At 73.3% G+C, this 23,069-nt stretch carries 21 protein-coding genes; 6 read left to right on the top strand and 15 right to left on the bottom strand.

Features of this window, described 5'->3' with window-relative positions:
* The 6 genes from fbaA to DQ241_RS02390 form a co-directional block, all read right to left on the bottom strand.
* Entirely contained in the window at positions 1-1,032 is a 1,032-nt protein-coding gene (fbaA, locus tag DQ241_RS02415; protein ID WP_113828537.1) for a class II fructose-bisphosphate aldolase, read from the bottom strand.
* Positions 1,033-1,094: 62 nt separating this feature from the next.
* Positions 1,095-1,691, bottom strand: coding sequence for a pentapeptide repeat-containing protein (locus DQ241_RS02410; protein ID WP_113828536.1), 597 nt, complete (start codon positions 1,689-1,691; stop codon positions 1,095-1,097).
* A gap of 3 nt (positions 1,692-1,694) precedes the next feature.
* Positions 1,695-3,047, bottom strand: coding sequence for an FAD-dependent oxidoreductase (locus DQ241_RS02405; RefSeq protein ID WP_113828535.1), 1,353 nt, complete (start codon positions 3,045-3,047; stop codon positions 1,695-1,697).
* Positions 3,048-3,060: 13 nt separating this feature from the next.
* On the bottom strand, positions 3,061-4,458 hold the full coding sequence (locus tag DQ241_RS02400) for an FAD-binding oxidoreductase (protein WP_113828534.1): 1,398 nt from the start codon (positions 4,456-4,458) through the stop codon (positions 3,061-3,063).
* Between the two features lie 117 nt (positions 4,459-4,575).
* On the bottom strand, positions 4,576-5,136 hold the full coding sequence (gene pyrE / locus DQ241_RS02395; protein ID WP_113828533.1) for an orotate phosphoribosyltransferase: 561 nt from the start codon (positions 5,134-5,136) through the stop codon (positions 4,576-4,578).
* 35 nt (positions 5,137-5,171) lie between these two features.
* On the bottom strand, positions 5,172-5,819 hold the full coding sequence (locus DQ241_RS02390; RefSeq protein WP_233492164.1) for a fasciclin domain-containing protein: 648 nt from the start codon (positions 5,817-5,819) through the stop codon (positions 5,172-5,174).
* Positions 5,820-5,966: 147 nt separating this feature from the next.
* Here DQ241_RS02390 and DQ241_RS02385 point away from each other — a divergent pair, with 147 nt between their 5' ends.
* Positions 5,967-6,386: a hypothetical protein gene (locus DQ241_RS02385; protein WP_113828531.1), complete on the top strand. Its 420-nt coding sequence runs from the start codon at positions 5,967-5,969 to the stop codon at positions 6,384-6,386.
* A gap of 6 nt (positions 6,387-6,392) precedes the next feature.
* On the opposite strand, the gene DQ241_RS02380 is transcribed toward DQ241_RS02385, so the two are convergent.
* Together DQ241_RS02380 and clpB are read right to left on the bottom strand one after the other, a co-directional pair.
* The gene (locus DQ241_RS02380; RefSeq protein WP_113828530.1) at positions 6,393-7,130 is read right to left on the bottom strand and encodes a hypothetical protein; all 738 of its coding nucleotides are present in this window, start codon (positions 7,128-7,130) and stop codon (positions 6,393-6,395) included.
* A 132-nt stretch (positions 7,131-7,262) separates the two neighbouring features.
* The gene (gene clpB / locus DQ241_RS02375) at positions 7,263-9,854 is read right to left on the bottom strand and encodes an ATP-dependent chaperone ClpB (RefSeq protein WP_113828529.1); all 2,592 of its coding nucleotides are present in this window, start codon (positions 9,852-9,854) and stop codon (positions 7,263-7,265) included.
* Positions 9,855-10,058: 204 nt separating this feature from the next.
* Between clpB and DQ241_RS02370 the strand changes: the two genes are divergently transcribed.
* A complete protein-coding gene (locus DQ241_RS02370) occupies positions 10,059-10,514 on the top strand; it encodes a MarR family winged helix-turn-helix transcriptional regulator (RefSeq protein WP_113828528.1) in 456 nt (151 codons plus the stop codon).
* A 95-nt stretch (positions 10,515-10,609) separates the two neighbouring features.
* Positions 10,610-11,038, top strand: a complete 429-nt coding sequence (locus DQ241_RS02365) for an OsmC family peroxiredoxin (RefSeq protein WP_113828527.1) — start codon at positions 10,610-10,612, stop codon at positions 11,036-11,038.
* Between the two features lie 63 nt (positions 11,039-11,101).
* Here DQ241_RS02365 and DQ241_RS02360 read toward each other — a convergent pair whose 3' ends face one another.
* From DQ241_RS02360 to dnaK, 7 genes are all read right to left on the bottom strand, one after another.
* On the bottom strand, positions 11,102-12,703 hold the full coding sequence (locus DQ241_RS02360) for a DHA2 family efflux MFS transporter permease subunit (protein WP_233492163.1): 1,602 nt from the start codon (positions 12,701-12,703) through the stop codon (positions 11,102-11,104).
* Positions 12,704-12,748: 45 nt separating this feature from the next.
* On the bottom strand, positions 12,749-13,237 hold the full coding sequence (locus tag DQ241_RS02355) for a MarR family winged helix-turn-helix transcriptional regulator (RefSeq protein WP_113828526.1): 489 nt from the start codon (positions 13,235-13,237) through the stop codon (positions 12,749-12,751).
* Between the two features lie 145 nt (positions 13,238-13,382).
* On the bottom strand, positions 13,383-13,856 hold the full coding sequence (locus tag DQ241_RS02350; RefSeq protein ID WP_113828525.1) for a MarR family winged helix-turn-helix transcriptional regulator: 474 nt from the start codon (positions 13,854-13,856) through the stop codon (positions 13,383-13,385).
* An 8-nt stretch (positions 13,857-13,864) separates the two neighbouring features.
* Positions 13,865-14,314: a heat shock protein transcriptional repressor HspR gene (locus DQ241_RS02345; RefSeq protein ID WP_113828524.1), complete on the bottom strand. Its 450-nt coding sequence runs from the start codon at positions 14,312-14,314 to the stop codon at positions 13,865-13,867.
* On the bottom strand, positions 14,311-15,525 hold the full coding sequence (gene dnaJ / locus DQ241_RS02340; protein WP_113828523.1) for a molecular chaperone DnaJ: 1,215 nt from the start codon (positions 15,523-15,525) through the stop codon (positions 14,311-14,313). The genes DQ241_RS02345 and dnaJ overlap by 4 nt, the downstream gene beginning before the upstream one ends.
* Positions 15,526-15,544: 19 nt before the next feature.
* Entirely contained in the window at positions 15,545-16,240 is a 696-nt protein-coding gene (gene grpE / locus DQ241_RS02335) for a nucleotide exchange factor GrpE (RefSeq protein WP_113828522.1), read from the bottom strand.
* Positions 16,237-18,099, bottom strand: coding sequence for a molecular chaperone DnaK (gene dnaK, locus DQ241_RS02330; protein WP_113828521.1), 1,863 nt, complete (start codon positions 18,097-18,099; stop codon positions 16,237-16,239). The genes grpE and dnaK overlap by 4 nt, the downstream gene beginning before the upstream one ends.
* A gap of 328 nt (positions 18,100-18,427) precedes the next feature.
* Here dnaK and DQ241_RS02325 point away from each other — a divergent pair, with 328 nt between their 5' ends.
* The 3 genes from DQ241_RS02325 (at position 18,428) to DQ241_RS02315 (ending at position 23,053) form a co-directional block, all read left to right on the top strand.
* Complete coding sequence (locus DQ241_RS02325) at positions 18,428-19,429, top strand: type IV toxin-antitoxin system AbiEi family antitoxin domain-containing protein (RefSeq protein WP_113828520.1); 1,002 nt, start codon at positions 18,428-18,430, stop codon at positions 19,427-19,429.
* 282 nt (positions 19,430-19,711) lie between these two features.
* Positions 19,712-22,009: a (Fe-S)-binding protein gene (locus DQ241_RS02320; protein WP_113828519.1), complete on the top strand. Its 2,298-nt coding sequence runs from the start codon at positions 19,712-19,714 to the stop codon at positions 22,007-22,009.
* A gap of 78 nt (positions 22,010-22,087) precedes the next feature.
* Entirely contained in the window at positions 22,088-23,053 is a 966-nt protein-coding gene (locus DQ241_RS02315) for a DUF389 domain-containing protein (RefSeq protein WP_199583989.1), read from the top strand.
* Positions 23,054-23,069 lie beyond the last annotated feature (16 nt).

Raw genomic sequence — 23,069 nt, 5'->3', positions numbered from 1 at the left:
TCACGCCCCCTGCGACTGGCCGGCCGACAGCAGGTCCTCGCACGCCTCGACGATGCGCGCGGCCATGCCGGTCTCGGCGGCCTTGAGGTAGCTGCGCGGGTCGTAGGTCTTCTTGTTGCCGACCTCGCCGTCGATCTTCAGCACGCCGTCGTAGTTGCTGAACATGTGCCCGGCGATCGGCCGGGTGAAGGCGTACTGGGTGTCGGTGTCGACGTTCATCTTCACGACGCCGTACGAGATCGCCTCGCGGATCTCCGACTGGGCCGACCCCGAGCCACCGTGGAAGACCAGGTTGAACGGCTTGTCCTCGGCCGAGCCGAACTCGCGCGCCACGATGTCCTGGCCCTGCTTGAGGATCTCGGGGCGCAGCTTGACGTTGCCCGGCTTGTAGACGCCGTGCACGTTGCCGAAGGTGGCGGCGAGCAGGTAGACGCCGCGCTCCCCCAGGCCGAGCTTCTTCGCGGTCGAGACGAAGTCACCCTCGGCGGTGTAGAGCTTCTCGTTGATGTCGTGCGCGACGCCGTCCTCCTCGCCGCCCACGACGCCGATCTCCACCTCGAGCACGATCTTCGCCGCGGCCGTGCGCTCCAGCAGCTCCTCGGCGATCTGCAGGTTCTCGTCGAGGTCGATCGCCGAGCCGTCCCACATGTGCGACTGGAACAGCGGCTCCTGGCCGGCGTCCACGCGGTCCTTCGACAGCGCGATCAGCGGGCGCACGTAGCTGTCGAGCTTGTCCTTGGGGCAGTGGTCGGTGTGCAGCGCCACGTTCACCGGGTACTTCTCGGCGACGACGTGCGCGAACTCGGCCAGCGCCACCGCGCCGGTGACCATGTCCTTGACCCGGGTGCCCGAGCCGAACTCGGCGCCGCCGGTGGAGAACTGGATGATGCCGTCGCTGCCGGCGTCCGCGAAGCCCCGCAGGGCCGCGTTGATCGTCTCCGAGGAGGTGCAGTTGATCGCCGGGTAGGCGAAGCCGCCCTCCTTGGCCCGGCGGATCATGTCGGCGTAGACCTCGGGGGTCGCGATGGGCATGCGGGGCTCTCCTCGTCGTCGAACGGCGCTGCTGCTCGAAGATCAGTATTCCGCTGGTCGGCTCAGTCCGGGACGTCGGGGCGCACGTCCAGCCCCAGAGCGGTGGCCAGCACCACCGCCTGGGCGACGTCGATCCGCGCGCCGGCCAGCTGCGCGGTCCGGGGATCGACCGCCGAGAGGTCGCTGCCGCGCAGGTCGGCGCCGCTGAGGTCCGCCCCGGCCAGCTCCGCCGCGGAGAGGTCCAGGCCGCGCAGCGTCGCGCCGGCGGCGTTCACCCCGGCGAGGTCCGCCTCGCGCATCCGGACGCCGCCGAGCGTGGCGCGGTGCAGGTCCGCGCCGGGCAGGGCGACGAACGACCAGTCGCCGCCGGTGACCGTCATCAGGTCGAACGTGCAGCGCTCGAAGCGGCTGCCGACGAACTTGCAGTCGTCGAACTCCGCCTGGAAGAACGAGCAGCCGGTGAACGTGCAGTTGAGGAACGCCGCGTCGGTGAGCCGGACGCCGGTGAACGTCGCGTCGACGAAGACGCAGTCGGTGAAGACCGCCCCGGTCCCGGTGGCCTCGGCCAGGTCGAGCACCGAGAAGCGGACCCCGGTGTGCTCCTGCCCGGACAGGTCGTCGCCGTACCAGTCGGCGTCGCGCACGTCGGTCAGCGTCACGGCTCAGCCCGTCTCGATCCGGCTGGCGACCCGCGCGGCCACGACCACCGGGTCGTAGGTGGGCGAGAACGGCGGGGCGTAGGAGAGGTCGGACCCGGCCAGCTCCTCGGCGGTCATCCCGGCCCAGATGGTGGTGGCCAGGACGTCGATCCGCTTCGCGCTGCCCGGGCCGCCCACGACCTGCGCCCCGATCAGCAGCCCCGATCCGCGCTCGGTGATCAGCTTGATCGTGACCGGCGCGGCGCCCGGGTAGTAGCCGGCGCGGGTCGTGGCCTCGATGGTCTCGCTGCGGTGGTCGTAGCCGGCCTCCTCGGCCTGGGTGGTGCACAGCCCGGTGCGGGCCACCTCCAGGTCGCCGACCTTCGTCGCCGCCGTGCCGAGGACGCCGGCGAAGCGGGCGGGGCGCCCGCCGATCACCGAGCCGGCGACCCGGCCCTGCTTGTTGGCGTGCGTGCCGAGCGCGACGTGGATGGCCTCGCCGGTGATCCGGTGGAACGTCTGCGCGCAGTCACCCGCCGCGAAGACCTCGGGGTGCGACCGGCTGCGCTGCGTGTGCGCGACGTCGACGCCGCCCGTGACCCCTATCTGCAGGCCGGCCTCGCGGGCGAGCGCGCTCTCCGGCCCCATGCCCAGGCCGAGGACGACCAGGTCGGCGTCGTGGCTGCCGGCGTCGGTGCGGACCGCACGGGCGACGCCGTCGGCGTCCACCTCGATCTCGCGCACCGGCTGACCGGGCTGCACGTCGATGCCCATGCCGCACATGGCCGCGCAGACCCGCTCACCCATGTCGTCGTCGAGCTGGGCCATCGGCAGCGGGTCGGCGAGCACGACGGTGACCGCCAGCCCGCGGGCCTGCAGCACCTCGGCCATCTCCAGGCCGATGTAGCCGCCGCCCAGCACCACGGCCCTGCGCGCCCCCGCGGCGATGGCGGCGCGGATGTCCGCGCCGTCGGCGAGCCGGTGCACGCCGTGCACTCCCTCGGCGTCCAGACCCGGGACGCGGGGCCGGGCGGGCCGGCCGCCGGTCGCGACCACCAGCGAGTCGTAGCCGAACCGGCGCCCGTCGGCGGCGAGCACCTCACCCGCGTCCAGGTCGATGCCCTCGGCGCGCAGGTGCGTGTGCACGGTGATGCCGTCGGCCTCGAACTGCGGGACCGTGCGGGCCAGCAGCGCGTCGCGGTCGCTGACCTGCCCGCCGATCCAGTACGGGATGCCGCACGCCGAGTAGGAGACGTCCGGCCCCTGCTCGAGCACCACGATCTCCAGGTCGTCGGCCGGCCGGAGCCGCCGCGCCTGCGCCGCGGCCGACAGGCCCGCGGCGTCACCGCCGACGACGACGAGCCGCTCCCTGGTCACGGGCGACAGGGTGTCATCCCGCGGCGCGGCGGAACACCTTCCCCGGGTTGAGCAGGCCGCGCGGGTCGAGCGCCGCCTTGATCGCGCGGTGCACGTCGAGGGACACCGGGCCGATCTCGCGCTCCAGCCAGTCGACCTTCAGCGAGCCGACGCCGTGCTCCCCGGTGATCGTGCCGCCCAGGGCGAGGCCGAGGTCGAGGATGTCGTCGAACGCGGCGAAGGCCCGCTGCCGCTGGCCGGCGTCGTCCGGGTCGAAGCAGATCGTCGGGTGCATGTTCCCGTCGCCGACGTGCCCGAGAACCCCGATGACGACGTCGCGGTCGGCGGAGATCCGGTCGCAGCCGTCGAGGAAGGCCGCGATCCGCGACCGGGGCACGGCGACGTCGTCCAGGAGGGTGCTGCCCAGCTGCGCGAGCGCCGGGATGGCCATGCGGCGGGCGGCGAGCAGCAGGTCGCCCTCGGCGGCATCCGCGGTGGTGTGCACGAGGTCCGCGCCGGCGTCGCGGCACAGCGCGGCGAGCGCGTCGATCTCGGCGGCCGCGGCGGCGCCGCCGGTGTCGGACTGGGCGACCAGCAGGGCACGGGCGTCGCGGTCGAGGCCGGCCTCCAGCAGGTCGTCGACGGCGCGGATGCAGGTGTTGTCGATGACCTCGAGCAGGCTGGGCACCAGGCCGGTGGTCACCACGCGCTCGACCACCTGGCCGGTCTGGGCCGTGGTGGCGAACGTGGCAACCAGGGTGACCGGCCGGGCCGGCGCGGGGCGCAGCGCGAGCGTGGCCTCGGTGATGACGCCGAGCGTGCCCTCCGAGCCGACGAACAGCCGGGCCAGGTCGTACCCGGCGACGCCCTTCACGGTGCGGCGCCCGGTGCGGAGCACGCGCCCGTCGGCCAGCACCACCTCGAGGCCGAGCACGTAGTCGGTGGTGACGCCGTACTTGACGCAGCACAGCCCGCCGGAGTTCGTGGACAGGTTGCCGCCGACCGTGCACCAGTCGTAGCTGGAGGGGTCCGGTGGGTAGAACAGGCCGTCGGTGGCCACCGCGTCGCGCAGCGCCTTGTTGACCACGCCGGGCTGGACGACGGCGAGGCGGTCGGCCGGGGAGACCTCGAGGACGGCGTCCATCCGGGTCATCACCAGCGTGATCGCGCCGTCGACGGCGTTGCTCGACCCGGCCAGCCCGGAACCGGCACCGCGCGGGACGACCGGGATGCCGTGCCGGGCGGCCACCCGCATCACGGCGACGACGTCGGCGGTGCTGCGCGGCAGCACCACCGCGGCGGGCATGCCGGCGGGGGCGAGCATCGCCTGGTCGCGGGCGTAGGACGCGGTGACGTCCGGATCGGTGAGCACCTCGGCGTCCCCGAGCGCGGACTGCAGCTCGGCCACCCACGTCGTCGTGGTCGCGGTCACACCCCCACCGTAGGGGGCGCGTCGGTGATCAGGAGACCTGATCCAAACGGGTCCTGGCTCAGGTCCGGACGTGAGCCAGGACCCCCGGTGATCAGGAGACCTGATCACCGGGGAACGTCAGGAGAGGCCGAGGTCCTCGAGGGTGAACGCGGCGCGGTACTCGAACCCGGCCTGCTCGACGGCCTGCCGGCCACCGCGGTCGACGATCACCGCGACCGCGACCACCTCGGCGCCGGTCTCCTGCAGCGCCTCGGCCGCCGCCAGCGGGCTCGAGCCGGTGGTGGACACGTCCTCGACGACGAGCACCGCGCGGCCCGCCACGTCGGGCCCCTCGATCCGCCGCTGCAGACCGTGCGCCTTGCCCGCCTTGCGCACCACGCACGCGTCGAGGAAGCCCTCCCCGGACGCGGCCGCGTGCAGCATCGCCGTCGCCACCGGATCGGCACCGAGGGTCAGCCCGCCGACGACGTCGTAGCGGAGGTCGCCGGTGAGCTGGCGCATCACCCGGCCGACCAGCGGCGCGCCCTCGTGGTGCAGGGTCAGCCGGCGCATGTCGATGTACCAGTCGGCCTCCTGCCCGGAGGACAGCGTCACCTTCCCGTGCACCACGGCCAGCTCGACGATCAGCTCGAGCAGCCGGTCGCGGTCGGGGGTGCTCGACGCCAGGCGGTTCTCCATGCGCCCGACCCTAGTGAGCCGGGCGGACCCGGGCCTCAGCCGGCGGCGACGGGGGCGAGCACCTGGTCGACGAGGTAGACGGTCGCGTTCGCCGTCTGCAGGAACCCGCACACCACGGTGGCGGGGGCCGCGGCGGCCAGCGTCCCGGCGGCCGGCACGCTGAAGCCGGTGCCGGAGCCCTCGATCGTCACCTGGTCGTTGTTCAGCGTGGTGTGCGTCCCGGCCAGCGCCTCCGGGGCCAGCCGGCCCGGGATGACGTGGTGCAGGACGACCGCCGTCGTGCGCGCGGTGTCCAGCGGGTCCAGGCCGCCCGGCGGCACCGCGGCGAAGGCGGCGTCCACGGGGGCGAGCACGGTGACCTCGGGCTGCCCGTTCAGCGGCTCCAGCAGGCTGGCGGTCTGGACCGCGGCGGTCAGCTGGGTGAGCAGGGGGTTGTTGACGACGGCGGTGCCCACCGGGTCGTCGGCCATCCCGACGATGCTGCCCTCGCCCTCGGCCGGCATCTCGGTGCACGCCGGGCCGAACGGCTCCTCCACGGGAGCCGCCCCGGCCTCCGCGGGGGCCGGCGCGGCCGAGGACGGGCTCGCCGACGCCCCGTCCCCGCCGTCGTCGTCGGAGCAGGCGCTCAGGCCCACGAGCAGCGCGGCGGCCACCACGGCGCGGGTGAGCGGGTTCGGAGTCACGGCGTCCCCTCGTCCGGATGTCATCCGGGGCATTGTCGCCCGACCGGGCACGAAGACCCGTGGCACCCCGGCACCGCCGCGCGCGTCTGCCACGCTGGGGGCGTGTCGAAGCCCTCCCCGGACGCGCAGCCCGACCAGCGTCCCGTCATGCCGACCTCGGTGCGGGTCGCGGTCATCGCCATGGCCGTGCTCGCTGGCTTGAACCTGCTGAACGCGGGGCTCACTGCCTTCATCTTCGACGCGTGGGTCGAGGACCTGGCAGACCGCGATGGGTGGACCCGCGACCAGGCGACGCGGACCGTGGTCACGAACCTCGTCGTCTCCGTGACCTTCGGCGTGCTGCTCGCACTGCCGGCCGCGTTCTTGCCCCGCCGGCAGCCGTGGGCCCGCTGGATGGGGCTGGCAGCCAGCGCGGCGCTCGGCCTGCTCACGCTCTTCACGGTTCTGGCTGCGGGTGGCATCACGATCTACTCGCTGTTGACTGTCGTGCTCACCATCGCCGCCGTCACCAGCCTGTCGTCGAGGACGACCAAGGAGTGGGTGCCCTCGCTGCGCGCGGGGGCCTGACCGACGTCAGCGGCGCCGGTTCGCCCGGAGCCAGCCCACCTGGCGGTACCACTCGTTGCTCGGCTGCAGCGCCAGCAGCACGATGCCGACCAGCAGCGCCAGCGTCTGGAAGACCCCGAGCGAGGTGAGGAAGCCGGTCTCGGCCGTCGTCCCGCCCATCGAGGCGAGGCCGGCCACGACGGACAGCCCGCCCAGCACCCACAGGACGATGCGCGCCCAGTTGCGGCCCATCCAGGCCCACCAGATGAACAGCGCGTGCAGCACGACCAGCACCAGCCCGATGACCGCGCCGACCAGGATTGCGGTGCGCAGCACGTCCTCGGTGATCGCGGGGTCGTCGGTCGCCCGGGCCGCCTCCCGCACCAGGTCGTCGATGTCGGCGAACGCGACGATCGAGCCGATCACGCCCAGCACGAAGTTGACGACGAACGCCCCGATGCCGGCTCGCACGGTGACCGGTCGCTCCACCGGCCCGGACGGGGGCGGCGCCGCGTAGGGGTTCTGCCCGCCCCACTGCTGCTCCGGGTGCCACCCGGGAGGTGGCGGCGCGTTCCAGCCCTGCGGGGGCGGTGGCGCGTTCCAGCCCTGGGCAGGCGGCGGGGCGTTCCACCCCTGCGCCGGTGGGGGGTTCCACCCCTGCGGGGGCGGCGGCGGGGCGTTCCCGCCCGGCTGCTGCTGCCCGCCCTGACCGCCCTCCGGCTGCCCCGTCGGCTCGCCGTGCCGGCCGCCCTGGTCGGACGTCATCGCTGCCTCCCCGCGTCGGTGTGCCCACGATCATGACCGACGACGGATGCGGCCTTCCACCGGGCACGCGCAGCGGACGCGGCAGGGGCCCGCCGGACCGGTGCGGTCCGACGGGCCCCGGAGCCGTCGCGCTCAGCCGCGGCTGACGACCAGGCCGCTCCCGGCGTCGGCGTCCTCGGCCGGCCAGTCGACGACGACGTCGTCGCCGTCGCGGATCTCGCCGGCCAGCAGCGCCTTGGCCAGCTGGTCGCCGATCGCCGACTGCACCAGCCGGCGCAGCGGGCGGGCGCCGTAGACCGGGTCGAACCCGTTGAGCGCCAGCCACTCCCGCGCCGCGTCGGTGACCCGCAGCGTGAGCCGCCGGGCCGCGAGCCGCCGGGCCAGGACGCCGATCTGGATGTCGACGATCCCGCTCAGCTCCTCGGTGCCCAGCGCCCGGAACACCACGACGTCGTCCAGGCGGTTGAGGAACTCCGGCTTGAAGTGCGTCCGGACAACCTCCAGCACGGCCGCGCGGCGCCGCTCCTCCGGCACCGACTGGTCGGCGATGATCTGCGACCCCAGGTTCGAGGTCAGGATCAGGATGGTGTTGCGGAAGTCGACCGTCCGGCCCTGGCCGTCGGTGAGCCGGCCGTCGTCGAGGACCTGGAGCAGCACGTCGAAGACGTCGGGGTGGGCCTTCTCCACCTCGTCCAGCAGGACGACCGTGTAGGGCCGCCGCCGCACCGCCTCGGTGAGCTGGCCGCCGGCCTCGTAGCCGACGTAGCCGGGGGGCGCCCCGACCAGGCGGGCCACCGAGTGCTTCTCGGAGTACTCGCTCATGTCGACGCGGACCATCGCCCGCTCGTCGTCGAACAGGAACTCCGCCAGGGCCTTCGCCAGCTCGGTCTTGCCCACGCCGGTCGGGCCCAGGAACAGGAAGGAGCCGGTGGGCCGGTCCGGGTCGGCGACCCCCGAGCGGGCCCGGCGCACCGCGTCGGAGACGGCCCGGACGGCGTCGGGCTGGCCGACGACCCGCCGGCCCAGCTCGTCCTCCATCCGCAGCAGCTTCTGCGTCTCGCCCTCGAGCAGCCGGCCGGCCGGGATGCCGGTCCAGGCCTGCACGACCTCGGCGATGTCGTCGGGGCCGACCTCCTCCTTGAGCATGGAGTTCTGCTCCTCGACCGACGCCTCGGCCTCGGCGAGCGCCTTCTCCAGCTGCGGCAGCCGGCCGTAGCGGAGCTCGGCCACCCGGGCGAGGTCGCCGTCGCGCTCGGCGCGCTCGGCCGCGGTCCGGAGCCGCTCGAACTCCTCCTTGATCTGCTGGATCCGCACGATGGCGTTCTTGTCCTGCTGCCAGCGGGCGGTCAGCTCGGCCAGCTCCTGCCGCTTGTCGGCGAGGTCCTCGCGGAGCGCGGCCAGGCGCTGGAGGGACGACGGGTCGTCCTCCTTGCCCAGGGCCATCTCCTCGATCTCCAGCCGGCGGACGGCGCGCTCGACCTCGTCGACCTCCACCGGGCGGCTGTCGATCTCCATGCGCAGCCGGCTGGCGGCCTCGTCGACCAGGTCGATGGCCTTGTCCGGCAGGAAGCGGGCCGTGACGTACCGGTCCGACAGCGTGGCGGCGGCGACGATCGCGGCGTCGGTGATCCGGACGCCGTGGTGCACCTCGTAGCGCTCCTTGAGGCCGCGCAGGATGCCGATCGTGTCCTCGACGCTCGGTTCGCCCACGAGGACCTGCTGGAAGCGGCGCTCCAGCGCGGGGTCCTTCTCGATGTGCTCGCGGTACTCGTCCAGCGTCGTGGCGCCCACCATGCGCAGCTCGCCGCGGGCCAGCATCGGCTTGATCATGTTGCCGGCGTCCATGGCACCCTCGCCGGTCGCGCCGGCACCGACGATCGTGTGCAGCTCGTCGATGAAGGTGACGATCTCGCCCTCGGCATCGGTGATCTCCTGCAGGACGGCCTTGAGCCGCTCCTCGAACTCACCGCGGTACTTGGCGCCGGCCACCATGGCCCCCAGGTCCAGCGCCATGAGGCGCTTGCCCTTGAGGCTCTCCGGGACGTCGCCGGCGACGATCCGCTGGGCCAGGCCCTCGACGATCGCGGTCTTGCCGACGCCGGGCTCGCCGATCAGCACCGGGTTGTTCTTCGTGCGCCGGGAGAGCACCTGGACGACGCGGCGGATCTCGGTGTCGCGGCCGATGACCGGGTCGATCTTGCCCTCGCGGGCGCGCTCGGTGAGGTCGACCGCGTACTTCTCCAGCGCCTGGAAGGTGCCCTCCGGGTCCGGCGTGGTGACCTTGCGGGTGCCGCGGACCGTGCGGAAGGCGGCGAGCAGGGCGTCACGGGTGGCGCCGACGCTGGTCAGCACCCCGCCCGCGTCGCCCTCGGAGCCGGCCAGGCCGACCAGCAGGTGCTCGGTGGAGATGTACTCGTCGCCGAGGGCCGAGGCCTGCTCCCCGGCGTCGTTGATGACCCGTAGGAACTCCCGGGACGGCGAGGGCGCGGGCACGGTGGCGCCGCTGACGCTGGGCAGCCGGCGCAGCGCGGCGTCGGCCTTGCTGCGCACGTCGGCCGGATCGGCCCCGACTGCCTTGAGCAGCGGGACGGCGACGCCGTCGGTCTGCTCCACCAGGGCGGCCAGCAGGTGCAGGGGCTCCAGCGCGGCCTGCCCACGGCCGACGGCCAGCCGCTGCGCGGCGGCGATGGCCTCCTGGGAACGGGTGGTGAGCTTGCTCTCCATGGTCGTGGGCGCGTCCTCTCGTCTTCTCGCGGGTCAGCGGCCGCGGGCGGGGATCCGCGGCGTCGACCGGTCCAACGACGGCGGAGTTGAGTCTGTTCCGCTCAACCTCGTTGAGTCCAGCAGCCGCACCACCGCGCTCCCCCTCCCGAGCGGGATCCGCCGCGATCCTGGGCCCGTGGTAGTGCGGGTCATAGACTCGGCTGCATGACCGCACTGCCGGCTCCCAGCGTGGCGCTCGACGACCAGCTGTGCTTCGCGCTGTACGCCGCCTCCCGGGCGGTGACGGCGCGCTACCGGCCGATGCTCGACGCCATCGGGCTGACCTATCCGCAGTACCTGGTCATGATGCTGCTCTGGGAGGAGGACCACCAGACGGTGGGCCAGCTCGGCGCCCGCCTCTCCCTCGACAGCGGCACCCTGTCCCCGCTGCTCAAGCGGCTCACCGCCGCCGGTCTCGTCACCCGCCACCGCCGGGTCGAGGACGAGCGCTCCGTCGCCATCGCGCTGACCGACGCCGGCCGGGCGCTGCAGGAGAAGGCGTTCGCGATCTCCGAGGAGATGATCGGCGCGATCGGCTTCGACAACGACGAGTTCGCCGAGCTCAAGGCCCGCCTCCAGCTGCTCATCGACCGGGTCAACAGCGGCGAAGTGGTCTGCTGACGGCGGTTGCGCGCACCCGGGCCGGGTAGGGCCGCCAGCGGCCTGTCATCCGCGGGGCGGCGAGCACAACCGCTCCGCCGTCCCGAGGAGTACCGATGCCCACTCGCACCGCCCGCACCGCCTGGAACGGCACCCTCCAGGAGGGCTCCGGCCAGGTCGAGCTGAGCAGCTCGAAGGTCGGCACGTTCGACGTCTCGTTCCCGAAGCGCACCGCCGAGGAGGCCGGGGGCACCACCAGCCCCGAGGAGCTCATCGCCGCCGCGCACTCCGCGTGCTTCTCGATGGCACTGTCCAGCGAGGTCGCCAAGGCGGGGGGCACCCCTCAGGCCTTCGAGGTCAGCGCCGACGTGACGCTCGACGCCGGCTCGATCACCAGGATCCACCTCACCGTGCGCGGCGAGGTCGAGGGCCTGGACGCCGCCGGCTTCGAGAAGGCCGCCCAGGCGGCGAAGGCCGGCTGCCCGGTGAGCAAGGCGCTGGCCGCCGTCCCGGAGATCACCCTGGACGCCGCGCTGGAGTCCTGACCCCGCACGCACGACGGCGGCCCGCCTCCCCTCGGGGAAGCGGGCCGCCGTCGTCCTGCCGGCTCAGGCGGTCTGGTCCACCCGCTCGCTCTGGAGCCGCTCCTCGCCGCTCTCCGTGCTGAGCGCGATCTCCCGGATCAGCACGATGGCCACCACGGCGACCACCGCGAGGACCGCGGAGATGAGGAAGATCCGGCCGGTGGCGTCACCGTAGGAGGCGGCGATCAGGGTGCGGATGGGCGCCGGCGCCTCGGCGAAGGTGGCCAGGCCGACGTCGCCACCCCCGGCGGCTGCGGCCTCCGCGGCCCCCGGGACCTGCGCCAGGCCCTCGCGGATCAGGTCACCGACCCGGGTCGCCAGCACCGCACCCAGAACCGAGACGCCGATCGTGCCGCCCAGGCTGCGGAAGAACGCGACCGCGGAGCTCGCGGCACCGAGGTCGGTGGCGGCCACGGTGTTCTGCACCGCCAGGACGAGGTTCTGCATGGTCATGCCGATGCCCACGCCGAGGACGAACAGGAAGGCGCTGAGCAGCACCATGTTCGTCTCGTGGTCGATCGTGCCCAGCAGACCGAAGCCGATGACGACCAGGATCGAGCCGGCCACCAGGAAGCGCTTCCACCTGCCGTGCTTGGTGATCAGGATCCCGGAGACGGTCGAGGAGAGCAGCAGGCCGGCGACCATGGGGATGGTCAGCAGGCCGGCCGCGGTCGGCGAGTAGCCGCGCGAGATCTGCAGGTACTGGCCGAGGAAGACCGACGACCCGAACATCGCCACACCGATCGCGATGCTGGCGATGATGGCCAGCGTCGTCGTCCGGTCGCGGAACAGCCGCAGCGGGACGATCGGCTCGCGGGCCTTCAGCTCGGTGACGACGAACGCGACGATCGCCAGGACACCGCCGGTGAGGAAGAGCGCGGTCTCGGGAGAGGCCCAGGCGAAGCTGTCGCCGGCGAGGGTGACCCAGATGAGCAGCGCGGAGACGCCGGCGGTCAGGAAGGCCGCACCGAGGTAGTCGATGCGCACGTCGCGCTTGGTCACCGGCAGGTGCAGCGTCTTCTGCAGCAGCAACAGGGCGACGGCGGCGAACGGGACGCCGACGTAGAAGCACCAGCGCCAGCCCAGCCAGCTGGTGTCCACCAGCAGACCGCCCAGCAGCGGGCCGCCGACGGTGGCCACGGCCATGACGCTGCCGAGCAGACCGGAGTACCGGCCGCGCTCCCGCGGGCTGATCATCGCGGCCATCGCGATCTGCACCAGCGCCTGCAGGCCGCCCAGGCCCAGGCCCTGCAGCACGCGCCAGGCGATGAGCGTGTCCACGGACTGCGAGAGCCCGGCCAGCATCGAGCCGACGATGAAGATGGTGATCGAGAGCTGGATCAGCAGCTTCTTGCTGAACAGGTCGGCGAGCTTGCCCCAGATCGGGGTGGACGCGGTCGAGGCCAGCAGGGTGGCGGTGACCACCCAGGTGTACTGGCTCTGGGTGCCGTGCAGGTCGGTGATGATCGTCGGGAGGGCGTTCGAGACGACGGTCGACGACAGGAACGCCACGAACATCGCCAGCAACATGCCCGACAGCGCCGAGAGCACCTCCCTGTGCGTCATGCGGCCCTGCTGCTCGACGGGTGCGGTCCCGTCGGTGAGGGGTTCGGCGGTGGTGGTCACGGTTCTCCTGGGTGGTGCGGACGGTGGCGGGGAGGTGGGGCGGGGTCAGCCGGGGAGCGCGGCCGCGGACCGGCTCGAGGCCGGCGGCGGGGCGGCGCTGGTCAGGTCGACGACCAGCCGGTCGACCAGATCGGTGAGGAGCTTGGCGTCGGCCTCGTCCCAGGAGGAGAGGGCCGAGAGCGCCCAGTCCGCGCGCAGCGCGCGGGCGGCGCTCAGCGCGTCGGCACCCTGACCGGTGAGGTTGAAGAGGCTGGCGCGGCCGTCCCGGGGGTCGGGGCGGCGGTCCACGAAGCCGGCGCGCGCCAGGGCGCCGAGCTGGCGGCTGGCGACGGAGACGTCGATGCCGGCCCGGGCGGCGAGCTCGCTGCAGCGCTGGTCGCCCTCGCGCTGGAGCGGGACCAGGAGGGCCCACCCGAAGGACGGCAGCTCGCCGTAGAGCTGCGAGGCGGCACGGGCGCCGACGTGGCGACCGGTGCGGATCAGCCGCTCCAGGCTGGTGAGGAGCTGGTCCCGGGTCGCGGGGGTGAGGGGCATGGGGGTCCTGACGTGCGGGAGAACTTGCAGACCGCAACCATACAGACGTTTGGTTGTCGTCTGCAACATTCCGCGCGTCACACCGCCCGGCAACGGCGAACGGCGCCGTCCCGGGCGGGACGGCGCCGTTCGTCAGCGGCCGGGCTCAGTCGCGGGGTGGACCCCCGCGCTCCTCGGCCTCGCGGGCCTCGCCGATCCGGTTGAGCCGGTCGAGCAGTCGGGCCAGCGTGGCGACGTCCTCGGCCGGCCAGTCCTCCAGGTCCCGCTCCCACCGGGCGCGCCGGACGTCGCGGATCGCCGCGAGCCGCTCCGCCCCCTCGGGCGACGGGGTGAGCACCTGGGCGCGGCCGTCGTCGGGGTCCGCGGTCCGCTCGACCAGGCCGAGGGCGACCAGCTGCGACAGCTGCCGGCTCACGGTGCTCTTGTCCAGCGCCAGCCGGGCGACGACGTCGCTGGCGCGCAGAGGGCCGGTGTCCTGGAGCAGCGCCAGCAGGCCGTAGGCGGCGCCGTCGAGGTCCGGGTGCAGCTCGGCGGCCAGCCGGGTCGAGATGGCCCGGCCGCGCCGCAGCAGGAGCCCGATCTCCCGCTCGAGGGCGACGAACGCGTCGTGCGGGTCCACCGGCGCGCTCACCGCTGGCCGCCGGGGCGCCAGACGACGAGCGCCGAGCTCGGCCGCCGCTGCGGCACCAGGTCGGCGCGGTAGGCCGCCGAGACCGCCGCCTCGGCGGCCATCCTCCGGTGCTCGGAGTGCTCCAGCTCGTCGAGCAGCTCGTGCACCCGCGCCTGCAGCGCCTCGACCTGCGACTCGAGCTCGATGATCCGCTTGATCCCGGCCAGGTTGACGCCGTCCTCCTGCGAGAGCCGCTGCACCTCGCGGAGCAGCGCGACGTCGCGCGGGCTGTACCGCCGCCCGCCGCCGGGCGTCCGGCCCGGGCTCACCAGCCCGAGGCGGTCGTACTGGCGCAGGGTCTGCGCGTGCATGCCGGCCAGCTCGGCGGCGACGGAGATGACGAAGACGGGGGCGTCCTCGGCGACGGCGCGCCCGGCCTCCCGGGCGGGGTCGAGCGGGGTGCTCACCGCTCACCTCCCGGCGCCTTCACCGCCGCGGTGATCTGCGGTCGCGGGTCCTCGTCCATCTCCTCCGCCAGGGTCTCGATGACCTTGCGCTGCGCCGCGGTCAGCCGCACCGGGACGGCGACCTCGAGGGTGACCAGCAGGTCGCCGGTGCGGCCCTTGCCGGGCACGCCGCGTCCGCGGACGCGCAGCGTGCGACCGCTCGCCGTCCCGGCCGGCACCTTGAGGGACACCGTGCCGTCCAGGGTGGGCACGGTCAGCGTGGTGCCCAGCGCGGCCTCGGCGAACGTCACCGGCACGGTCAGCGTCAGGTCGTCGTCCTTGCGGCCGAACAGCGGGTGCTCGGCCACGTGCACGACGACGAACAGGTCGCCGGCCGGGCCGCCGCGCCGTCCCGGTGCGCCCTTGCCGGCCAGCCGGATGCGCTGGCCGTCCTTGACGCCGGCCGGGATGCGGACGGTGATCGTGCGGGTCTGGCTGGTGATGCCGCTGCCCGAGCAGGTCGGGCAGGGGTCGTCGACCACCTGGCCGCTGCCACGGCAGTTGCGGCACGGCTCGGAGAACGCGAACGCCCCCTGGCTGCGGCTGGTGACACCCGCGCCCTGGCACACCGGGCAGGTGTGCGGGCTGGTGCCGGGCTTGGCCCCGCTGCCCGAGCAGGTGGGGCAGGTGCCGGGGCTCTGCATGCGCAGCGGCACCGTCACGCCGAGGACGGCCTCCTCGAAGGAGAGCGTCGCCTCGGTCTCGACGTCCTGGCCCCGGGCCGGCCCGGACGCCGCCTGGCTGCGGGCCCGCGCGCCACCGGCGCCCCCGAAGAGGCCGCCGAGGATGTCGCCGATCCCGCCGGCGCCGCGGGGACCGGCTCCGGTCCCGGCCCCCGCGGCGCCGCCGAACAGGTCGCCGAAGTCGAAGGTCTGCCCGCCGCCGGGGCCGGGGAAGCCGCCGGGGAACCCGGCCCGGGCACCGGCACCGCCGGCGCCGAACAACCGCCGGGCCTCGTCGTACTCCCCGCGCCGCTTGGGGTCGGAGAGGACGTCGTAGGCCTCGGAGACGTCCTTGAACCGGGCCTCGGCCGTGGCGTTGCCCGGGTTCTTGTCCGGGTGCAGCTCCTGGGCCAGCTTGCGGTAGGCCTTCTTGATCGCGTTCGCGTCGGCGTCCTGCGGGACGCCCAGCGCGGCGTAGTAGTCCTTCTCGATGAAGTCCCGGGTGCTCATCGGGCGCCCCCTCTCTGGATCAGTCGGACGTGGGGACGCCGGCCTCGTCGGCCGCCGGCTCGGCGGGCGCGGGGTGCTCGGGATCGGTCACGGCGACCATCGCCGTCCGCAGCACCCGCTCGCCACGCCGGAACCCCTGCCGCAGGACCGTGCTGGCCGTCGGCACCTGCACGTCGGCGGAGGTGTCGTGCATGACCGCCTCGTGCAGCGCGGGGTCGAACGCGTCACCGGCCGTGCCGAACGCCTCGACGCCCAGACCGTCCAGCAGGCCCAGGATGCGGTCGGCGACCAGCTTGAACGCGCCGGTGAGGTCACCGTGGTCGCGCGCCCGCTCGATGTCGTCGACGATCGGGAACAGCTGGGCGGCGAACCGCTCGGCGGCCTGGTCGACCACCAGCGACCGGTCGCGGTCGACCCGCCGCCGGTAGTTGGCGTACTCGGCCGTGACCCGCTGCAGGTCCTCGGTGCGCTCGGCCAGCTGCTGGGCCAGGTCTCCCCCGCCCGGCTGCGCCGCGGCCTCCTGCGGCGCCGCGTCCTGCTGCGCGGCCGCCGCGTCGGCCGCCGTCGTCTCCTGCTCGCTCATCTGCTCCCCTGTCGTGGCCGGCGGGGCGCCGGCCGGCTGCTCGCCGGCCGGCGCCCGCACGTCACCGGTGGTCGGGTCGATGCGCCGCTTGTCGCGGATGACGACCCGCGGCTGCTCCTCCCCTGGATTCATCGGCGGTCGGTGTCCTCGTCCACGATCTCGGCGTCGACGACGTCGTCGTCACCGGCGGTGGACCCGGTCGCGCCCTCGGCACCCGGGGTCTCGGCGCCGGGGGCGCCGGCCGCCTCGGCCTGCTGGGCGTACAGCGCCCCGCCGACCTCCTGGGACACGCGGGCCACCTTCTCCTGCGCGGCCTTGATCGCGGCGATGTCGGAGCCGCCCAGGGCGCTGCGCAGCTCGGTCAGCGCCTCGCCGAGCTCGTCCTTCTTCTCGGCCGGGATCTTGTCGCCGTTCTCGGCCAGGAACTTCTCGGTCTGGTACTGCAGCGACTCGGCGAGGTTGCGGGTCTCGGCCTCCTCGCGGCGGCGCTTGTCCTCCTCGGCGTGCGCCTCGGCGTCCTTCATCATCCGCTCGATGTCCTCCTTGGGGAGGGCCGAGCCGCCGGTGATGGTCATCGACTGCTCCTTGCCCGTGCCCAGGTCCTTGGCGGACACGTGCACGATGCCGTTGGCGTCGATGTCGAAGGCGACCTCGATCTGCGGGACGCCGCGCGGCGCCGGGGGCAGACCGGTCAGCTCGAACATGCCGAGCTTCTTGTTGTACATCGCCATCTCGCGCTCGCCCTGGAACACCTGGATCTGCACGGAGGGCTGGTTGTCGTCGGCCGTCGTGAAGATCTCGGAGCGCTTGGTCGGGATCGTGGTGTTGCGCTCGATGAGCTTGGTCATGATCCCGCCCTTGGTCTCGATGCCCAGGGACAGCGGGGTGACGTCGAGGAGCAGGACGTCCTTGACCTCGCCGCGGAGCACACCGGCCTGCAGCGCGGCGCCGACGGCGACGACCTCGTCGGGGTTGACGCCCTTGTTGGGCTCCTTGCCGCCGGTCAGCTCCTTGACCAGGTCGGTGACGGCGGGCATGCGGGTCGAGCCACCCACGAGGACGACGTGGTCGATCTGGCCCACGGAGATGCCGGCGTCGCGGATCGCCTGGTTGAACGGCGCACGGGCGCGGTCGAGCAGGTCCTGGGTCAGCCGCTGGAACTCCGCGCGGGTGATCGTGACGTCGAGGTGCAGCGGCCCCTCGGCGCCGGCGGTGATGTAGGGCAGGTTGACGTTGGTCGACTGGGCGCCCGACAGCTCGATCTTGGCCTTCTCGGCGGCCTCGCGGAGGCGCTGCATGGCCAGCTTGTCCTTGGCCAGGTCGATGCCGTTCGAGGCGTTGAAGGTCTGCACCAGGTGCTTGACCACGCGCTCGTCCCAGTCGTCACCACCGAGGTGGTTGTCACCGGCGGTGGCCTTGACCTCGATGACGCCGTCCCCGATCTCGAGCAGGGAGACGTCGAAGGTGCCGCCACCGAGGTCGAAGACGAGGATCGTCTGCTCGGTCTCGCCCTTGTCCAGGCCGTAGGCCAGCGCGGCCGCGGTCGGCTCGTTGACGATGCGCAGGACGTTGAGGCCCGCGATCTCACCGGCCTCCTTGGTGGCCTGGCGCTGCGCGTCCTCGAAGTAGGCCGGGACGGTGATGACGGCGTCGGTGACCGGCTCGCCCAGGTAGGTCTCGGCGTCCCGCTTCAGCTTCTGCAGGATGCGGGCGGAGATCTCCTGCGGCGTGTACTGCTTGCCGTCGATCTCGCTGGTCTTCCAGTCGGTGCCCATGTGCCGCTTCACCGAGCGGATGGTGCGGTCGACGTTGGTGACCGCCTGGTTCTTCGCCGACTGGCCGACGAGCACCTCGCCGTTCTTGGCGAAGGCGACGACGGACGGGGTGGTGCGCGAGCCCTCGGAGTTCGCGATGACCGTGGGCTCACCGCCCTCGAGGACGGTGACGACGGAGTTGGTGGTGCCGAGGTCGATACCGACCGCTCGAGCCATGGGGATGGCCTCTCTTCCGTGTGCTGGGGTGGTGCTGGTCCGTGTGGGGAGCTGAGTCGCGACCACCTTGCGCGTGGTCCGCTCAACTTTCCTGCCCACCCTAACGGCAGCCGCGCGACGTGTGTTCCCGGGGCGTGACCCGCGCTGCGCCGCGCCCCTGTCGCCGCCCTCGCCGCCCGTCGTCGACCTCGCCCCGTCGGTGCGGGGCTCGCGGTCTACCCCGCGCCTGAGCGCGATACCCCGCGGTCGAGGCAGCACGGCGAGACCGATGCCCGCGCCGTCCACAGGCCCCGCCCGCGAGGACCTCCGCTCGGACCACACTCCGGCCGTGCACCCGCTGCTCCGCGCCCGCGCCGACCGCCAGCTCGGCCTGTTCACCGCGCTCGACGCCCGCACCGCCGGCTACGGGCACGGCGAGATCCGCTCCCTCTGCACGACGGGCGCGTGGGTCCGCGTCCGCCGGGGCGTCTACGCGCTCGCCGACGAGCACGCCGCCGCCCTCGCGGGGGGTCGGGCGCACGCGCTCGCCGCCACCGCCGTCCTGCTGGACCTCGGGCGCCCCGACACGGTGGTCAGCCACTCGTCGGCGTTCCGCCTGCTCGGCCTGCCGGCCCGCCGCGCCCTGCTGCCCGACACCGTGCGCCTGACCCACCCCACCCTGTGGCGTCGCGGGCAGGGCTTCACGGTGAACCGCGCCCCGCTGCCCGTGGACGACGTGCGCCAGCACCCTCCGCTGTGGCTCACGACGCCGGCGCGGACCCTCGTCGACTGCGGGCGGGAGTGGCCGCTCGAGGACGCCGTCATCGGCATGGACGCCGCCCTGCTCGCGGAGAAGCTGAGCCCGGCGCAGCTGCACGAGGCCGTCACCCGGGCCGAGGGGTGGCCGGGCGCACGGCGAGCGGCCCGCGCCGCCGGCCTCGCCGACGGCCGGGCCGAGTCCCCGCTGGAGACCCGGGGGCGGCTCCGGATGATCGGCGCCGGCCTACCGGTCCCCGAGCTCCAGGTCGAGATCCGCGTCCAGGGCCGCCTCCTCGGCGTGGTGGACGCGTGGTTCGAGGAGGCAGCCCTCGCCGTCGAGTTCGACGGCCAGGTGAAGTACACCGACCCGTGGCGCGGCCGGACGGCCGAGCGCGTGCTGTGGGAGGAGAAGAGGCGCGAGGACGCGATGCGGGCGGTCGGCATCCGCTTCGTCCGGGTCGTCGACGCCGACATGGGTGCGGGGTGGCCGGAGGTGGAGACCCGCCTGGCGCAGCTGCTGTCCACGCCCGGTCCTCCGCGACGCACCTTCACCGCGACGCCCCGACCCCGCGGCGTCGTCCGCACCGCATGACGTCGCCCTCGCCGTGCGGGCGCGAGGCGCGCGGTCGACCGCGCGCCTGACCGCGATACCGCGAGGTCGACGGCGCGGCGCCCGCGGCGCGGACGAGTGGCGCGGGGGTGGTGGCCGGATCGTGACCGCGCATCCTGGTTACCGACGAGTAACCTCTCGGGGCGCCAGCTATCGTGCGGTTGCAGTGCGGGCGTCGTCCACGGCTCGCACCCACCACCACCTCGTCGCCGCCGCGCGCCGACGGGAGTACGCCGACGCCGTCAGGCGTCCGGGGAGGAAAAGATGACGGGCCCGCTGCAGGTCGTCCTGGGGACGATCAGCGTCCTGTTCCTGATCGTCGCGTCGGTCATGGCCTACCGCGCCGTCCGCGCGATGGTGCGGATCATCCGCACCGGCCAGCCCGACGGCACCCGGTGGGGTCCGGTCAGGACCCGCCTGAAGACGACGCTCGTCGAGTCGCTGGGCCACACCCGCATGCTCAAGTGGTCGAGCATCGGCATCGCCCACTGGTTCGTCTTCGTGGGCTTCTACGGCCTGTTCCTCACCCTGGTCGAGGCCTTCGGCGAGGTCTGGAACCCTGCGTTCCACCTGCCGCTCATCGGCGAGTGGAGCCTGTGGAACCTGTTCGCCGACATCATCGGCACGGGCACGATCCTCGGGATCGTCTACCTGATCTACCGGCGCCAGAAGGACCACCCGCGCCGGCAGGGCCGCAAGAGCCGCTTCGCCGGGTCGAACGAGGGCCGCGGCTACTTCGTCGAGTTCGTCGTCGCCACCGTCGGCGTCTGCATCCTGCTGATCCGCGCGCTGAAGGTCTCCTCCGACCTGACCGACGCACCGGCGTGGTCGCACCCGATCTCCGGCGCCCTCGGCCAGGTCCTGCCCGACAGCCCCGACCTGCTGACCGTCGTCGCGTTCGTCAAGATCGTCGTCAGCCTCACCTGGCTGGTGGTCATCAGCCGGATCCTGAACATGGGTGTCGCCTGGCACCGGTTCAGCGCCTTCCTCAACATCTACGCCAAGCGCAACGCCGACGGCGCCCCCGCGCTCGGCCCGCTGCTGCCCATGACCAGCAACGGCAAGCCGATCGACTTCGAGGACCCGGGCGAGGACGACGTCTTCGGCCGCGGCAAGATCGAGGACTTCACGTGGAAGGGGATGCTGGACTTCACCACCTGCACCGAGTGCGGGCGGTGCCAGAGCCAGTGCCCGGCGTGGAACACGGGCAAGCCGCTCAGCCCGAAGATGGTGATCATGGACCTCCGCGACCACCTCTACGCGAAGGCCCCCTACCTCCTGGGCGAGAAGACGGCGAGCGAGACGGCGCCGGACTACGACGTCCTCAAGCCCAGCGACGAGCAGGTCTGGGCATCGGGCTACGCCCGCATCGAGGGCACCAACGACGCCCAGGCGCACCGCCCGCTGGTCGGCACCCTCGAGGAGGGCGGGGTCATCGACCCCGACGTCCTGTGGAGCTGCACCAACTGCGGTGCCTGCGTCGAGCAGTGCCCGGTGGACATCGAGCACATCGACCACATCGACGACATGCGCCGCTACCAGGTGCTCATCGAGTCGAACTTCCCGTCCGAGGCCGGCGTGATGCTGCGCAACATCGAGAACCGCGGCAACCCGTGGGGCATGCAGCCGAGCGTCCGCAACGACTGGATCAAGGAGCTCGACTTCGACGTCCGCGTCGCCGACGGCCCGCTGCCGGCCGAGGTCGAGTACCTGTTCTGGGTCGGCTGCGCCGGCGCCATCGACGACCGGGCCAAGAAGGTCACCAAGGCCGTCGCCGAGCTGCTGAACATCGCCGGCGTCGAGTTCGCCGTCCTCGGTGACGGCGAGAGCTGCTCCGGCGACCCCGCCCGCCGCCTGGGCAACGAGTTCGTGTTCCAGATGCAGGCGATGCAGAACATCGAGGTCCTGGACGGCGTCTTCGAGGGCCGGGTCCCCGGCACCCGCAAGATCGTCGCCACCTGCCCGCACTGCTTCAACTCGCTGGGCAAGGAGTACCCGCAGGCCGGCGGCGAGTACGAGGTCATCCACCACACGCAGCTGCTCAACCAGCTCGTGGAGGACGGCCGGCTCACCCCGGTCACGCCGGTCGACCGCAAGGTGACCTACCACGACCCGTGCTTCCTGGGCCGGCACAACAAGGTCTACACGCCCCCCCGCGAGATCCTCGACTCCGTCCAGGGCCTCACCACGCAGGAGATGCACCGCTGCAAGGACCGCGGCTTCTGCTGCGGCGCCGGCGGTGCCCGCATGTGGATGGAGGAGAAGATCGGCAAGCGGATCAACGTCGAGCGCACCGAGGAGGCGCTCGAGCTCGATCCCGACGTCATCTCCACCGCCTGCCCGTTCTGCATCACGATGCTGAGCGACGCCCTCACGTCGAAGAAGCAGAACGGCGAGGCCGGCGAGCACGTCGAGGTCCTCGACGTCAGCCAGATCCTGCTGCGCTCCATGCAGCCGGTCGCGGTCGGCGCCCAGGGCGCCGAGCAGGGCGCCGACGTCGGCACCAAGGACGACGACGTCGTCGGCCTGGACTCGGCCGCGACGGAGCACGACCCCCAGTAACCCCAGCAGCACCGACGACGGCGCGCGTCCCCCACCCGGGGGCGCGCGCCGTCGTCGTCTCGGGTAGGAACGGCGCCCGTGCTGCTGCAGCTGCGGGTCACCGTCCCTCCCGACCGGACCGCGCAGGTGCGGGAGCTCTTCACCGGGGACGCCGGGACCGCCCACCTCGCCGTGCTGCCCGGGGCCTCGGTCCAGCCGGCCGGCGACCTCGTGGTCGCCGACGTGGCCCGCGAGTCGGCCGACGCGCTCATCGGCGAGCTGAAGCGGCTCGGTGTGGACAAGGACGGCGGGATCGTCCTGCAGTCGGTCGACGCGGCGGCCTCCAGCGCCGCCCGACGGGCCGAGGAGCGGGCACCGGGCGACGGGGCCGACGCCGTGGTCTGGGAGCAGGTGGTGCGGACGACCGACGCCGAGTCGTCGCTGTCGGCCTCGTACCTGGCCTTCCTCACCATCGCCACGCTGCTGGCCGCGGCGGCGATCATCAACGACTCGGCCATCCTCGTGATCGGCGCGATGGTGCTGGGGCCGGAGTTCGCGCCGCTGGCCGCGCTGGCCGTCTCCGTGGTCCACCGGCGGCCGTCGATCGCGCGCCGCGCCGCCGTGTCCCTCGTCGTGGGCTTCGCGGCGGCGATCCTGCTGACCGCCCTGGTCGTGCTGGTCGGCCGCGGCCTCGGCTGGTTCGGCACCGAGGTGCTCACGGCGGAGCGCCCGGAGACCGGCTTCATCACCGCCCCCGACCGGTGGTCGGTGGTGGTGGCCGTCCTCGCGGGCATCGCCGGTGTGCTGTCGCTGACCGCGGCCAAGAGCGGCGCGCTGGTCGGCGTCTTCATCTCCGTCACCACCGTGCCGGCCGCCGCCGACATGGCGGTGTCGCTGGCGCTGGGCGGGGGCGCGGAATTCCGGCGGGCCGCGCTGCAGCTCGGCATCAACCTGCTCGGCATCGTCGCCGCCGCCCTGGTGACCCTCACCCTGCAGAAGGCGGTCTGGCACCGGGTCCCGACGACGGTGCCGCGGCTCGAGCGGGTCCGGCGGACCGCCGCCTGACCGCGGATCTCCCCCG

The organism is Blastococcus sp. TF02A-30 (genome assembly GCF_003319185.1).
Lineage (GTDB): Bacteria > Actinomycetota > Actinomycetes > Mycobacteriales > Geodermatophilaceae > Blastococcus.
Note: the sequence above shows the minus strand (reverse complement) of the source record. Positions and strands in the feature narration are given on the sequence as shown.